This window comes from Brevibacterium sp. LE-L, from assembly GCF_050214925.1.
In the GTDB taxonomy this organism is placed as follows: domain Bacteria; phylum Actinomycetota; class Actinomycetes; order Actinomycetales; family Brevibacteriaceae; genus Brevibacterium.
The window spans coordinates 877,477-891,709 of the sequence record NZ_CP189759.1 but is presented as its reverse complement, the minus strand read 5'-3'; the positions used below and the strand labels follow the sequence as shown (position 1 = coordinate 891,709).

The window sequence follows — 14,233 nt, the reverse complement described above, 5'->3', positions numbered from 1 at the left end:
ACAGTAGCACTTTGTTCGCTGTTCGTACACATGTGCATTATGCGCACACCACTGGCCGGACGGGATGCTTCTGAGGGCCGTACCGGTTGCCCTGGCCCCGGCAGATACCCTGGAGAGGTGAAATCAGAGTCGAATTCCAATCCGCAGCCCGCGTCCGGGGACCATTACGTGAAATCGGTGGAGAAGACGCTGGCCGTCCTCCTGGCGTTCAACACCGACAGTCCGCATCTTTCCGTCACTCAGGTGGCGAAGGCGACGAGTCTGACCCGAGCCGCGGCACGGCGCTTCCTCCTCACCCTCACCGACTTGGGGTATCTCAGTTCGGATGGACCGACCTTCTCCCTCACCCCGCGGGTACTCGACATCGGTGCCGGGTTCCTCGCCGGCCTGGATCTGCCGAAGATCGCCCAGCCGCATCTCAATCAGCTCGCTCACGAACTCGACGAGTCGGCGACACTGAGCATTCTCGACGGCGATGACATCGTCTACATCGCCCGTGCCGCCGCCCCGCGCCTCCACGCCGTGACCGTCAACCTGGGCAACCGTCTGCCGGCCTGGGCCACGTCGATGGGTCGCATGCTCATCGCCGAGCTGCCCGAAACCTTCCAACAGGAGTTCCTCGAGCGAGTCGAAATCTCGCCATTCACTGACCACACCGTCTCGTCTGCGGCCGAGCTCGGCAAGGAACTGCACCGCATCCGAGCCCAGGGATGGTGCCTGGTGTCCCAGGAGCTCGATGACGGACTGCGAGGATTGGCAGTCCCGGTCCGTCGGGGTCAGAATACTCTGGCCGCGCTCAACGTCTCCCTGCACACCTCACATCTTCGCGGTCTCTCGATCGAAGACGACCTGGTACCGCACCTGCAGCGGATCGCGGTGTCAATCGCCGAGGACTTCGGCGGTCGGGCGGACTGATCCGGCGCCGACGACGCCCTGCACACGAAGGTGCCCCGCACTCATCGGTGCGGGGCACATCGGGTCCACGCCGAGCGGTCAAGGACCTCAGATCAGGGAAGTCGGCCCCGCCTCGGCAGTCGGCAGGATCATCGGTGGCCCCTCCCTCGGCGAGTTCAGGTGCGGCGGCGAGTTCAGGCCCCTCTGCGGACTCAGGCGCGGCGGCGGGCGAGGACGTCGTTGACCGCTGAGAGGTCGGCGGACTTCGTGGTCCGGATCGCCTTACGGCCGTGCTCGAGCGGAGAGTCCTCACGGGCCGAGTCACTGAGTTCCGGACGGTAGCCGAGTTCCGCGGCGAACTGTGCGGCGATCTCCTCACGGCTGCGCGCTTCAGTCTCGTACGAGCTCGCATCGGCTGCGGTGGCTTTCGGCACCGCATGCTCAGCTTCCGGAGCGTCGACATAGCTGGGCACCGGCAGAGGCGTCGGCGACCAGCCGTCGCGTGACTTCAACCGCTGCATGAACGGATCTTCGACCTTCGGGGCGGCAGCGTCGAGTGACGCGTGCACGTCTTCATCGGCAGCGGTGCCCGCCGAGGCATCAGTGCCTTCTGCCTCGAGGTCTGCACCGAGAATGTTCGACGAGTCCGCATCAACGGAGCCTTGGGCCGGCTCGCCCCCGCCTGCCTCTGCGGCGGATGTCTCAGCTGTCGTCGTGTGCTCCTCTTCGCCCTTCGGAGCTTCCTCCGTGGTGCTGTCATCGACGATCGGAATCGGTCCGGTGAGCAGGACCTGGCGTGTCGTGTGGCCTTCGCTGGCTTCCTTGCGGATGCGCACGAGTGGAATCTCGCCGGTGTCGGCTTCTTCGCGAGACTTCTTCGCCTCGGTGCTGCGGTTCGCCTTCGCTTCTGCGCTGCGGGCCATGGCAGCACGAGCCTGTGCGGCCTTCGTCGTTCCGCTCGCACCCTGCGCCGCAGCGGCGATCCGAGCGGCGGTTCCGCTCGAGACCGGTGCCGCGGGGGCGCTGCCGGCGGCGGTTCTGTCTGAGGGCGCCACCGCGGTGGCGCTGCGCTGTTCCTTCACGTTCACGGTCGGGGCCTTCGCCTCCGAAGTGGACCGCGCGGAGGTCGACCGCGCGGAGGTCGACCGCGCGGAGGCGGACCGATCCGAAGTGGCCTGCGCCGAGGTGGCCCGCGTAGGTGCGGTGCTCGACTTCGGTGCAACGGGCTTCAGTCCGCGGAGGCGCTTCTTCACCTCGAATTTGCGCAGGTTGAGGGTGCGCACGATGAGCAGGGAGACGACGGCGAGGCCGAGGAAGACGCCGGCCAAAGCGATGTGCACGACCGAGAAGAGAGCGAGGACTCCGGACACGAGGATGCCGAGCATCGAGGCCAAGAAGACCAGCGCGAAGCCCTTCACCATCGTGTTCAGCGACTTCAGGGACTCGCGCAGAGTCGTTGCTTGCTCAGTCATCGCATGTTCCTCGTCGGTTCCGCTGCTGGGATGGGAAATCTGTGGACCGTTCTCTGATCGGGTGGACTCGACCTCGCCGAGGCGACCGCCCCGATCCGTGTCCGCCGCGCCATCGCGTGGTGCGCCGCCTCGGGGGCCCTGGCCGGTGACCGGTCGCGATCCGGACGATGCCGTGGAACCCGTCGCCGAGGTGCGCGGCGAGTGAGCCTGTGGGGTGCGTCCCGCCCCGGTCTGCTGCCGGCCCGCCTGGGAGCTGTCGTTGAACACTGCGTGGACGGCGGGGTGGAGCAGGCGCACGTTGTCGGCTCCGACTCCGGCGCCACCACCGGATGCGGCCCCACCGTGTCCGGCGGGGCCACGATCGGCAGACAACGCCGAGTGGGTCTCGCCGACCGCGACAGGTAGGACGTTGAGCTGGGAGTGTTCGGCCGCCTCGGGGATGGTGTGGCTCTGTCCATGGCCGTCGATGACGGCGAAGGCAGGAGTCGAGGCCGAGAGGCTCAGGGTCGGTGCGTCCTCGCCCGGGGAGACCTCCGGGCTCGGGACCGACGGCGTTCTGCGGGGTTTGTCGTGGAAGACCTGGGTGCGTTCCGAGTGGTCGTGCCCCGGGTTCGGAGTCTCGGCTGCGACGACGGCCGCGTTGTCGGGAACCGTGTCGATTTCGGCGCGCGAAAGTTCCGTCGCGGACTTCCGAATCATTGCGGGCACAGCAACGGCGAAGACCACGACGATGGCGATGACGACGATGATGCTGGTGTCCACACTGCCACCCTAAGTTGCACGCATCGACGAAGACGTGAAGGCACTAGGTGTGTCGGTCAAACGGGCACGAAGTTCACGCAATTCTCAGGCTGGGGCGGCAGAGATTCGCTCACTGCGGTGCGGTTCCGCTCGTCCCGTGCCGGTAAGCGGCGAGCAGGCCCTGCGGGACCTCCTCGGCGAGGAGAGCGAAGGTGCGGTGGTCGCACCACTGCCCGTCGATGTGCATATAGCGTTCGCGCAGCCCTTCGTCGCGCAGACCGAGCTTGTCGACCACACGCAGGCTCGCGGTGTTCTCCGGGCGGATGTTGATCTCGATGCGGTGGAGGCCGAGGGTGAAGAAGCAGTGGTCGGCGGCCATCGCCACGGCGACCGGGGTGATGCCGCGGCCGGAGACTCGCGAATCGATCCAGTAGCCGATCTGGCCGGACAGGATCGAGCCCCAGCTCAGACCGGAGACGGTGATCTGTCCTCGGAATTCACCGCCGACTTCGATGGCGAAGGGCACGCTCTGCCCACGTTTGGCCTGTTTGTCCTGCATCCGGACCATGGTGCGGAATCCCGGCAGCTCCTGGCCCGGAGCGGGCAGGGTCGCATCCCATGGGCGCAGCCAGTCGCGGTTGAAGCGGCGGACTTCTCGCCAGGCGTCTTCGTCGCGACGTCGCAGGGGACGCAGCACGATATCGGACCGGCGGTCAGTCAGGATGACAGGCCACACGCTGCTGCCCTCGCTCTCGGGTTCGGTTGCGGTCGGCTGTGCGGCCCGGGACGGAAGGACCGTGAGCCGCGGTCCGCTCGAGACCCGCGGTCCGCCCGAGACCCGCGGTCCGCCCGAGACCCGTGGTCCGACCGGGGTCCACAGCCCGCCCGGGGACCGTGGTCAGTCCAAGGTCGGGACGAACTCGCGCAGCCAACCCTTGAGGTCATCACCGAGGTCCTCACGATCACACGCGATCTGCACGACCGCCTTGAGGTAGTCGAGTTTGTCACCGGTGTCATAGCGGGCGCCCTTGAACACGACCCCGTAGACACCGTGCCCGTTCGCGTCACCGGCGAGTTCCTGGAGCGCGTCGGTGAGCTGGATTTCGTTGCCGCGTCCGGGCCCGGTCGTCTCGAGGACGTCGAAGATCTCCGGGGCGAGCACGTAGCGGCCGATGACGGCGAGGTTCGAGGGAGCATCCTCGGCGGCGGGCTTCTCCACCAGACCGGTGACCTTGACGACTTCGTCATCGGACGTGGTCTCGACGGCGGCACAGCCGTAGAGGTGGATCGCTTCGGGCGGGACCTCCATGAGTGCGACGACGCTGCCGCCGGTCTTCTCCGCGACTTCGATCATCTTCGGCAGGATCGGGCTGCGTTCGTCGATGAGGTCATCGCCGAGGAGGACGGCGAAGGGTTCGTTGCCGACGTGCTGGCGACCCTTGAGCACAGCATGGCCGAGGCCCTTCGGGTCACCCTGACGCACATAGTGGATATCGGCGAGCTCGGAGGGGTGACGCACAGCGGCGAGCTTCTCGTCGTCGCCCTTCTTCGCTAAGGCGGCTTCGAGTCCGTCGACCCGGTCGAAGTGGTCCTCGAGCGGTCGCTTGTTCCGGCCGGTGATCATCAGGACGTCCTGGAGGCCGGCATCGACGGCTTCTTCGACGACGTATTGGATCGCCGGTTTGTCGACGACGGGGAGCATTTCCTTCGGGGTGGCCTTTGTGGCGGGGAGGAACCGAGTTCCGAGACCGGCGACGGGGATCACGGCCTTGCGAACGGTGCACTGCGCTTCATCACTCATGAAGTCATCTTAACGAATCCGCCGCCCCCGGATAGTCTGAAAGGCGTGGATCCACAAACTTCGAAGGCGCAGCTGCGGTCCCGCATCCGCTCGGCTCGCGCGAACCGCTCCCGCACCGAGGCGGCCCCGGGCTCAGCATCGACCGATTCCCGCACCGAGACGGCCCCGACCTCCCCTCCGTCCGTTGCGGACTCAGCGTGGGAAGTCATCCGCGCGGTTCCGGTGCGCGCCCTGCTCGGTTATGCGGCACTGCAGGGTGAGCCTGACCTCGACCCCGCGCTCGATCGTTTCCTTGCCTCCGGCGGGACCGTCTACCTGCCGGTGGTGACGAAGGTCGGTCAACCGCTGCTGTTCGGTGAGATCACGGGATCGATGTCACGCCTCGAGCCGCAGGGGAAATGGGGGATCCGCGAACCCGCAGACGTTGCCGAGCTGCTCACTGCCGCACAGCTGCTGTCACCCGAGGTGGGCCTTGACCTCGTGTTCGTTCCGGCGCTGGGCTTCGGCCTCGATGGGGCACGGTTGGGCAATGGCGGAGGCTTCTATGACCGTACCTTCGGACCACAGGGGGTGGCACCGCTCGGGCGGGAGGCTCGTGTTTTCGGGGTGTGCTTCGCCGAAGAGCTCGACCTGTCCGGACTCGTCGCCGAGGAGTGGGACCTGCGCATCCCTTCAGCGGTCACGGAGGACGGCACCCGCACCTTCGCCTCGTCGTGACGGCCGCCTGCGACGCAGACGACCCCGCCACGTGACAGGCGACGACCGTTTCAAGTCGACCGGCGGAGACTCCCGCCACCTCGTGAACACTGACGGCTGGGGAAACACGACCCACTCAAGCGCGTTGATGTGTGGATAAGCCTGTGCACAAACCGCACCGGTGCGCATCCGAGCACCTGACGTGCACTATAATCTTCTCGTCGAAGAAAGGTCTCGAATGCCCGTTTACTCCTATGCCTGCAAGAGCTGTGGTCACGCCTTTGATATCCATCAGGACTTCAGCGATGACTCGCTCACCGTCTGCCCGGAATGCCAGGGTCGTCTGAAGAAGGTCTTCGGCGCTGTGGGCATCAGCTTCAAGGGCTCCGGCTTCTACGCCACCGACTCCCGTTCCTCGACGTCGAGCACCGCCGGCTCTTCGAGTTCGTCGAGTGCTGACTCATCGTCGAAGGACTCCTCCGGCTCTTCGTCGAGTTCGTCCTCGCCGGCTTCGTCGGGCTCGTCGTCCGACTCGTCGTCCGCGAGCACCCCGGCCGCAGGCTGAGCACTCCCACCTTTCCCATCGCGGAGGTGACTGCCGCTCCGGCACTTGTCGCGACTCGAACACCGCTCGCGTGTGGATGACGGACTTCCATCCACAGGGTCAGGATTCGTCCTTGCCGACGCCCGCTGATCCGTCGATGCTCAGGCCATGAGCTTTCTACAGCGCATCCGCGAGACCTCGACAAGCTGGGCTCGATCGGCTCGCGTCCGACCACAGCGGATCTTCGCCGCGGTGTGCCTTGCCAGCGCATGCGCATTGATCGTCTGGATGTTCACTCCCGACGAGGCCGGTACGGCGGTCGTCGTGGCCCGGTCCGATCTGGCCCCCGGTGCGGAACTGACTGCACAGGATCTCACCCTCACGGACTTTCCTCCCGACCTTGTCCCCGACAAAGCTTTCACCGCTGTCGAGGAGGCGAAGGGCCGCCACACTTCGGCGGGCCTGTCGAAGGGTTCGCCGCTGACAGAGTCGATGGTCCTCGACCAACAGGCGCTGCCGAAGGGAAGCCGGGATCTGCTCATGCCGATCCGTCTCGCCGATGATGCCTCCGCGGCCCTGCTGCAGCCCGGGCAGCGGATACGACTCTTCTCATCCCTTCCCGACGGCGGATCGGAAGTCGTCGTCGAGAAGGTGACGATCGCACGGCTCGTTGATAAACCCGACGGAATAGCCGCCGAATCAGGGCAGCTTGTATCGGTGATCCTCAACGCAGAGGACGCCGGACGTGTTGCCGAATTCGCCGGGCTGCCGATCAGTTTCGCAATTCTGCCCCGCTGAACATCCCTCCCAGCCACACCGGCTGCGCCCCGTCGCCTCACTCATACCGGATGGCTGAGCGGCAGGTTGCCGACTGAACACGGCGTGCCGAAGAGTTCCTATCTGTGGAATGGGTCAACAATGGGGCGGTGAGACTCGCGCCGCATTTCTGCTGACAACGTGTTAACGATGTGTACTATTGGAACGTAATCGGCCAATACTCAACCGCATTTCAGCGAACACACGCCGAAAGGGTTTCTCTAATGTTTAAGGGCTTCAGAGACTTCATTCTCCAGGGGAATGTCGTCGAACTCGCGACAGCGGTCATCATCGGCGGCGCCTTCACCGCGATCGTCACCGCCTTCTCCGACAAGATCATCAACCCCCTCATCGCCGCCGTCGGCGGTGCCGAGGGCCCGGCGCTGTCTTTCCAGCTCAAGCCGGACGTTCCGGAGACGACCATCGATCTGGGTGCGGTCGTCACTGCCGCGATCAACTTCCTCATCGTTGCCGCCATCGTCTACTTCATCATCATCGTTCCGATGAACAAGCTCAACGAGCTGCGTAAGCGCGGAGTTCCCGAGGAAGAAGTTCCTCCGACCACCGAGGATCTGCTCGGCGACATCCGCGAGATCCTGCGCAACCAGACCGCTTCCGCTGCCGGACCTGCTGAGGGCCCCGCCAGTGACGGCGGACCGTTCGATCCGAACCAGCCCCCGCGTCACTGATCCGTCGGCGCACGAGAAGGGCCCGTCCACCACTTGCTGGTGGACGGGCCCTTCTTCATTCCCGAAACAGCTCGCGTCTTCCTGAGAACCTCGGGCTGAGATCTCGAGCTGATGTCCTCGCGCTGTGGTGCCCGCCCCGCGATCCGTGAACTGAGCTCCGTGAACTGAGATCATCACCGAGCAGCTATGACCAGTGGGGTGGCTTCTGCGAGCGATAGTAGTCCTTGCTGAAGCCGCCTTCTCCGGTGTCGGCCTCGTTGCGCAGCGTGGCCCGGTAGCGGCGTTTCGCCGCTTCGACCCGTTCTCTGCGCTCTGCTTCGTCCGCCGGAGGATCGTCGGACACCGCTTCGCTCGGCGCAGCCTCGTCGGGCTGCTCAGGCATCGTCGTTCTTCGACTCCGACTGTGCGCTGTCCTCGGATCCCGGCTTCGCATCTCCGGCGGACTCCGCCGCGTCATCACCGGCCGAGTCTGACGTCGCTTCGGCATCGGCACCGTCGGCCGCCTCGGCGACTTGGTCGTTGCTCGCGGTCTGGACGAGTCCGGCGGACCGGAGCTCATCGGCGCGGATCTTGCCGGTGTCGAAGGTCGGCAGGATGTCATCCTCCACGGGGCCGGTCGAACCCGAACGCGGGATGAGCACCTCGGAGCCGGTGACCTTCTTCGCCTGCGCGTGACGTTCACGGTACCGATCGACCGCTGCCTGCAGCCGGGAGTCTCCACGGGTGGAGCTGCCCTTCTGCGCGAGCGCGGTGCGCAGCAGATCCTTGATCTCCCCGTCCCCGCGCACGACCGCATCGGACTGGATCCAGTCGATCATCTCATCGAGACCCTCCGCCGAGTACTTATGCATCGGCAGTCCCGGCACGAGCTTCGGTCGGCTGCCGGTACGCCCCACGACCACCGAGGCGGCCCGGGCGGCGTTGAGCACGGCCTGCGGGCTCATCGTCTCAACCGTGGTGCGCCAGACATCGAAGATCTTCTCCGTCTCGGTCTGCGGATCGACGAACGCATCGGTCGACCACACACGCATGAACTTCCATCCGCGTCGGCTCAGCTGTTCGGGCAGCACCCGGTCACGCTGGCGCAGGCTGCGCATCGACGCATATTCGGGACCGTCGCCGGCGACGGCGATGATCATCCCGTGTTCGTCCTCCGCCGAGTTCGCCACGGCCAGGTCGATGCCGTTGTAGTGTTCATGGGCGACGACGCCGAGCTGGAGCAGACGATCGGCGATATCGCCCATCAGCGGATCGTAGATCTCGCCGTGCGGTCCGGGCTGGCTGACGCCGCCGGTGGCGATCTCTTCGAGCAGCTGCGGCAGCATGGCCGCTCCCCCGCTGAGTCTGCTGCGCTCGAAGTCGTCGGCTTCGATGCTCGAGACCAGGGTCAGTCGTTTGCGCGCACGAGTCATCGTGGCCGCGAGGATACGCCTGCCGTCGGGGCCCGAGAGCGCGCCGAAGTCGTGGATGACCCGACCGTGGACGGTGCGCCCGTAGCCGAGGGTGAAGATCACCGCGTCGCGGGACATTCCCTGCACCCGTTCGGCGTCGGTGACGACGAAGGGCTCCTTCGTCGAGTCGCTGAAGAACGCCGCCACATAGGGCAGGTCCTTCATCGCCCGCGAGATCGCCGTGGCCACCCTCTGCGCGTGATGTTGGGTGAGCGCGACGACGGCCAAAGACTCACGCGACCGGTTCCGCGCGTGCTTGAGCACGAGTTCGACGACGCGTTTGACCTCGGCATCGGGACTTTCGACCCGCCCGGTGCCGATGTCCGTGGGACCGCGACCGTCGGCGACATAGGAGAATTCGAGCCCGCTGCCCTCCCCCGTGTGCGCGGTCGGAAGCGTCGAGATCGTCGAATCGTAGAAGTGCCGGTTGGCTAGGTCGATGAGCCCGACCGGGGACAGTCGGTAGGAGTTCGACAGCCGCATCCGCGGCAGGAACTCGCCGAGGTGGTCCTGCACAGAGCGCGGATGGTTCCCATCGTCCATCCCGAAGCGGTCGACGGCGATCGAGAACGGGCGCGGGCCGAGCAGTCGGGAGTCACCGAGGGAGATGACCTGGCGGGCACGCGTGATGCCGGGGACGACGTCGACGACCGAGAGTCGCCCGGCGTCGGCGATGACCACGGCGTCGAAGAGCGGCAGTGCGGAGAACAGCTCAGGCACCGTGTAGGGACTGCCCATCCACACCGGGGCCAGGGTCGTGAGCAGCTCGGGCGCCTGGGTCGAGATCCGATTCACCGAGGTGTGCTTCGACAGCAGCTCCTGCTTGATGACTCCGGCGGCGATCGGGTCGGCTTCGATGCCGCGCTTCCAGGCCTGGGCATGGTTGTACCGCAGGCGGGAGGCACCGGCGGCAACGAAGGCGCGGTCGTTCTCCCGGAAGTCCTCGGCCACCTGGTGGAGAGCGTCACCGTCGTGTCGGCCGATCGCCGGGTCTTCGCCGGCCATGGTCTGGAGCACCGAGGCCCAGTAGGCGAGGTCGAATTCGGGGCCGACGAGGGAGTCATCGACCTTGCGCCTGCGCAGATCGGCCATGAGGTCGCTGAGGCCCTCGGCATCGAGTTCGCGCTGCAGGCGGGAGCGTTCGGGCAGTTCGGCGAGGTTCTCCGAGTCTCGGCCCATCGCCTCGGTGCGGGCCTGGAGCTCCTCGATGAGCATCGAGCCGAGATCGCCGCCGTCGGGTGTGGTTTCGAGGATCGGCGAGAGCTTGGCCATATCGGCTTCGACGCTCTGCAGGATCTCGTCGGCTTCGAGCACGCCGCGCGGAATCTGCGGGCGACCGTCGTGGCCGGCGAGGTCGGAGAGGATCACGCGTTGGGAGCGGACATCGATGAGGGCCGAGTGGAGGTCGGCCACCTCGGCCCCGGGACGGAGGAACTCGGCAGCGGACTTCTTCAGTCGGCGACGCTGCATCATGCCCATCTCGACGCCGACCTCGGTGCGGTATTCGGGCGTTCCGGTGGCCGCGATGAGGTCGTCGAGACGGTGGTCGTAGACGTCAGGGGCGAAGCTGTCGAGGGTCTTGCGCACGCGCAGCAGCACCCGGATCGCCCGAGCCCAGTCGTCGACGTTGCGACGCGGGTTGAGTTTCGCCTTCTGCAGGACAGGTTCGGTCGCCTCCACCAGGTCCGGGATCATTCGGCCGATGCGTTCGGCGACGGTGCGTGCGGCTTCGGCTTCGTCGACGGATTTGAGATCGGCACCGAACCAGACGGTGTCTTCGACGTCGAGGGTGAAAGCGCCGAGCGAGGCGAGTTCACCGAGCTTTCCGCGCAGCGCATTCCGGCGGTCTTCACTCGCCCCGAGGATGTCCTCGCCGAAGCGTACGGGTGTCTGCGGAGAATCATCGCCCGAGGTCAGCTCGGCGAGGTGCTGCATCGTTTCGTAGACGGAGACGTCCCAGGGGGCACGTCGGCGATGGAGAGACGAGACATGGTCGGCCAGCGTCGCCCGCTGTTCGTTGAGGTCGTTGAGCAGCTTCGACAGGTCGGGGCGTTCGGACTTCTCTGCCGAGCCGATGAGGCCGATGAGCTGTCTGCGGATGTCCTCCGAGCCTTTGCGGGTATCGACGGCGAAGTCGGAGAGGCCCACCTCGTCGAGGCGGGAGGAGAAACTGTCCAGCGCGTCGGAGGTCTGGGCCAGGAAGAGAACGCTCTTGCCCGTGTGGGCCAGCGTCGTGGCGACTGCGACGGCGACCTGAGTGGCGCCGGTTCCGGGCGGGGTATCGACTACGACCGAGCGACCGGAGACGGCAGCGTCGACGACGGCCTGCTGGTCGCCGTCGACGTCGATGACGAGGAACTCCTCCTGCGGTTTCCGGTCAGGAAGCGGGGTGATCGGTTCCTTGAGTGCGGCAGGGACGACATCGTCGTCGGAGGTCGATTCGGCTTCGGCGGTGTCGCTGTCGGCGTCCGCGGCCTGGCTTTCTTCGACGGTATTGCCGTCGGAGTCCGTGCCGGTGATCGTCGTGGCCGCCTGAGGGTCCGTGGCATCCGATTCGGTCACTGCGTCCGCCGCGGACTCATCGTCGGTGGAGCCCGGGGCCCGACCGGCGGCGGGTTCTGTTGATGCGACGGCGGAGTCGGTGGACTCGTCGGAGCCGGTAGTCGCCGAGTCCTCGGGGGACGCGGCGCTCAGCGGCTCGTCGGTGATCGGCACGGTCGGCTGACCGTACTCGTCTTCGTCCTCACCTGGTTCGACCGACTTCTCGTCCGCGTCACCGGGCTTCTCGCTGGAGTCGGTCAGGGTCTCAGCCGACTTGTCGTCGGCATCCGGCGTGATCTCCGTTTCCGGTTTCGCCGGGGAGTCCTTCGGCTCGGCCGAATCGTTCGGTGCCGCTTCGGCCGCCTGTGGCACGTACGAGGGTCCGCCGAGGTTCGCCCGGACGTCTTCGTCACCGGCCAGAGCCCGCAGGACGGGGTGCTGCGTGGGCAGATAGTCGGTGGAGAACGGGGTCGCGATGTTCGCGAAGGTCGAGATGATCAGACGGTGGTTGACCCGCAGTCCTGGGACACTCTGACCGAGCTCGCGGAGACGGTCGAGTGCCGGCCCGGGGTCGAATCCCTGTGCTCCCCCGGTGGCATCGATCCAGTCGTCGACGGGCACCTCGAGGTCGTACTCCTCGTGGAGATGCCGAACGAGGGCCGGGTTGATCGTGATCTCGTTGCCGAGCACGATCTCATAGTCCTCGACTCGTGAACCGCGAGGAACGAGAGTGATGTGGCGCATGACCACAGGCGCGTTGAACTTGTACTTCGCGTCCTTCTCCGTCCACGACGCGAGGCCGATGGCCAGATGGGCGGCGCGGATGCCGCGCTCATTGTCGAGCTGCTCGGCCTTCGAACGGATGGATTTCGCGCGGCGACGTGCGTCGGCGAGGATGTCGTGATCGCGGATCAGGCTCGATAGGCGGGTGGCTCGACCGGCCAGCAGCTGCGCAAGGCCGGAGGGGTGGGCGCCCGAGAGGTCGATGCTGCCGTCGCGGGAGTCCCTGAAATGAAGCATGGTGTCGCGACCGCCGAGGTGGGCGGCCTGCTTCTTCCACTCGGCAAAGACCTCTCCGAGTTCTGGGAACTGTTCGTCTGCAACGGAATCCGACACAATCCGACCCTAACGAGAAACTGCTGTTTATCAGTGCTGGCACACCGTGGAACACTGAGGTTTCTTCTACGCTACACTGGGTGATCGTGGTTGAGCACGACCACCTGGCCCCCGTAGCTCAGGGGATAGAGCACCGCTCTCCTAAAGCGGGTGTCGGCAGTTCGAATCTGCCCGGGGGCGCCAGAACCACCTGTATACGGAAGCCGGTCAGCAGGAGCGCGTCGAGTTCAACCAGCGCCGATCATCTGCCCCTGCCCGCAGGCCTGCCATCTATCACCGAGGCGGCCGATCGTTTTCGCTCGGCCGCCTCGGCGATTGTGCGCTGAGTCAACGAGTGCTCTTGCCCGATGTGGTCACCTGCGGGCAGATGCCGGGGCCCGAATTCCTCAGAGCCCGGGCTCCTGCGGAGCCTCGTGCTGTTTGCGGCGACCGTGGTCTCGCGCGACGCGCACGACCATCGTCGGGCACTGCGAGTACGGCAGAACCGATTGAGAGGTCGACCCCAGGAGGAGACCGGCGAATCCGCCGCGTCCACGCGAACCGATGACAAGAACCTCGGCCGTGTCCGAGGCCCGCACGAGCACCTCGGCGGGCTGACCGTCGAAGAGCGTCCACGTGACGTCGAGGTCCGGGAACTCCTCCGCGAGGCGCTGCTTGGCCACGACGAGCTTGTCCGCACCTTCGTTGACGAGGCGTTCGAGATCGGCGGTGCTCGGCAGCCATTCGGGACCGATGACCGTCGTCGTGATCACGGCGACGATATGCAACGGGGAACCACGTCGGACTGCCAGTCGAGCGGCCTTCCACAGCGCCGGGGATTCGGCACCGAGGGAGTCGACACCGACGACGACCTTGCCGTCGAAGCGCAGCCCCTCGATCGCCTCGGCGTCGGCATCGTAGTCTTCGACCTCGACACCGTCCTGGCGAATCGGGCGCGAGGAGGTCGGGTGAGCCGGCCGCTCGGCCCGGTCGTCCCAGCAGGCGGGCACGACAACGGTCGGGCAGGCCGAGTGCGCCGGCAGTGCACTGGAGACCGTACCGAGCAGACGACCGGCGAAACCGCCGCGACCGCGCGAGCCGACGACGGCCAGACAGCCGGTCTTCGACTCGTCGATGAGCACGCCGGCGGCATCGCCGATCTCGATGACTGCTTCTACGGGAACGCCGGCGGCCTTGACCTCGGCCGCGGCTTCCTTGAGTGTGTTCGTCACGGCCGCTCGGATCGAGCTATCGTCGATGGGCACATAGGAGACGTCGATCGCGGCCGCGGCCACGCTCGGGATCGTATAGGCCCCGACGAGGCGGATCGGCCGGTTGAGTGAACGCGCTTCCTGGATCGCCCAGGCCAGGGCATTGCGGCTGGGTGGGGAACCGTCGATTCCGACGATGATGGACTCGGGTTCGCCGGCCGGAGCCGGGTCTGGGTTCTGCGGACGGTCCTGCTCACTCATCGCAAGCTCCTCGGGTCGAAG

11 protein-coding genes, 1 tRNA gene and 1 pseudogene are annotated in these 14,233 nt (G+C 66.3%); 6 read left to right on the top strand and 7 right to left on the bottom strand.

The window, feature by feature from the left end; translation table 11 throughout:
• Positions 1-117: 117 nt before the first annotated feature.
• A complete protein-coding gene (locus ACQE2J_RS03940) occupies positions 118-915 on the top strand; it encodes an IclR family transcriptional regulator domain-containing protein (protein WP_240689701.1) in 798 nt (265 codons plus the stop codon).
• A 191-nt stretch (positions 916-1,106) separates the two neighbouring features.
• Here ACQE2J_RS03940 and ACQE2J_RS03935 read toward each other — a convergent pair whose 3' ends face one another.
• The 3 genes from ACQE2J_RS03935 to galU all read right to left on the bottom strand — a co-directional run bounded on the left by ACQE2J_RS03935 (position 1,107) and on the right by galU (position 4,908).
• A complete protein-coding gene (locus tag ACQE2J_RS03935) occupies positions 1,107-3,128 on the bottom strand; it encodes a hypothetical protein (RefSeq protein ID WP_135539081.1) in 2,022 nt (673 codons plus the stop codon).
• 109 nt (positions 3,129-3,237) lie between these two features.
• Positions 3,238-3,843 (bottom strand): GNAT family N-acetyltransferase, encoded by a 606-nt coding sequence (locus tag ACQE2J_RS03930; protein ID WP_135539083.1) that lies wholly within the window; start codon positions 3,841-3,843, stop codon positions 3,238-3,240.
• Between the two features lie 162 nt (positions 3,844-4,005).
• Complete coding sequence (galU, locus tag ACQE2J_RS03925; protein ID WP_135539085.1) at positions 4,006-4,908, bottom strand: UTP--glucose-1-phosphate uridylyltransferase GalU; 903 nt, start codon at positions 4,906-4,908, stop codon at positions 4,006-4,008.
• 45 nt (positions 4,909-4,953) lie between these two features.
• Here galU and ACQE2J_RS03920 point away from each other — a divergent pair, with 45 nt between their 5' ends.
• Positions 4,954-5,625, top strand: coding sequence for a 5-formyltetrahydrofolate cyclo-ligase (locus tag ACQE2J_RS03920; RefSeq protein WP_425120215.1), 672 nt, complete (start codon positions 4,954-4,956; stop codon positions 5,623-5,625).
• A gap of 217 nt (positions 5,626-5,842) precedes the next feature.
• Positions 5,843-5,983, top strand: a pseudogene (locus ACQE2J_RS03915) (FmdB family zinc ribbon protein); the annotation flags it as partial.
• A gap of 14 nt (positions 5,984-5,997) precedes the next feature.
• On the opposite strand, the gene ACQE2J_RS03910 reads toward ACQE2J_RS03915, so the two are convergent.
• Entirely contained in the window at positions 5,998-6,153 is a 156-nt protein-coding gene (locus ACQE2J_RS03910; protein WP_425120227.1) for a hypothetical protein, read from the bottom strand.
• 163 nt (positions 6,154-6,316) lie between these two features.
• Here ACQE2J_RS03910 and ACQE2J_RS03905 point away from each other — a divergent pair, with 163 nt between their 5' ends.
• Together ACQE2J_RS03905 and mscL are read left to right on the top strand one after the other, a co-directional pair.
• The gene (locus ACQE2J_RS03905; RefSeq protein WP_135539088.1) at positions 6,317-6,946 is read left to right on the top strand and encodes an SAF domain-containing protein; all 630 of its coding nucleotides are present in this window, start codon (positions 6,317-6,319) and stop codon (positions 6,944-6,946) included.
• 242 nt (positions 6,947-7,188) lie between these two features.
• Positions 7,189-7,653 carry a large conductance mechanosensitive channel protein MscL gene (gene mscL / locus ACQE2J_RS03900; protein ID WP_135539090.1) on the top strand — a complete coding sequence of 155 codons (465 nt, stop codon included), beginning with the start codon at positions 7,189-7,191 and terminating at the stop codon, positions 7,651-7,653.
• Positions 7,654-7,837: 184 nt separating this feature from the next.
• On the opposite strand, the gene ACQE2J_RS03895 is transcribed toward mscL, so the two are convergent.
• Both ACQE2J_RS03895 and ACQE2J_RS03890 read right to left on the bottom strand, forming a co-directional pair.
• Entirely contained in the window at positions 7,838-8,035 is a 198-nt protein-coding gene (locus tag ACQE2J_RS03895; RefSeq protein WP_135539092.1) for a hypothetical protein, read from the bottom strand.
• Complete coding sequence (locus tag ACQE2J_RS03890; protein WP_426937110.1) at positions 8,028-12,761, bottom strand: DUF4011 domain-containing protein; 4,734 nt, start codon at positions 12,759-12,761, stop codon at positions 8,028-8,030. The genes ACQE2J_RS03895 and ACQE2J_RS03890 overlap by 8 nt, the downstream gene beginning before the upstream one ends.
• A gap of 107 nt (positions 12,762-12,868) precedes the next feature.
• Between ACQE2J_RS03890 and ACQE2J_RS03885 the strand changes: the two genes are divergently transcribed.
• Positions 12,869-12,944 (top strand) — tRNA-Arg (locus tag ACQE2J_RS03885).
• A 203-nt stretch (positions 12,945-13,147) separates the two neighbouring features.
• Here the strand turns inward: ACQE2J_RS03885 and ACQE2J_RS03880 are convergent.
• Positions 13,148-14,212: a universal stress protein gene (locus tag ACQE2J_RS03880; RefSeq protein ID WP_135539101.1), complete on the bottom strand. Its 1,065-nt coding sequence runs from the start codon at positions 14,210-14,212 to the stop codon at positions 13,148-13,150.
• Positions 14,213-14,233 lie beyond the last annotated feature (21 nt).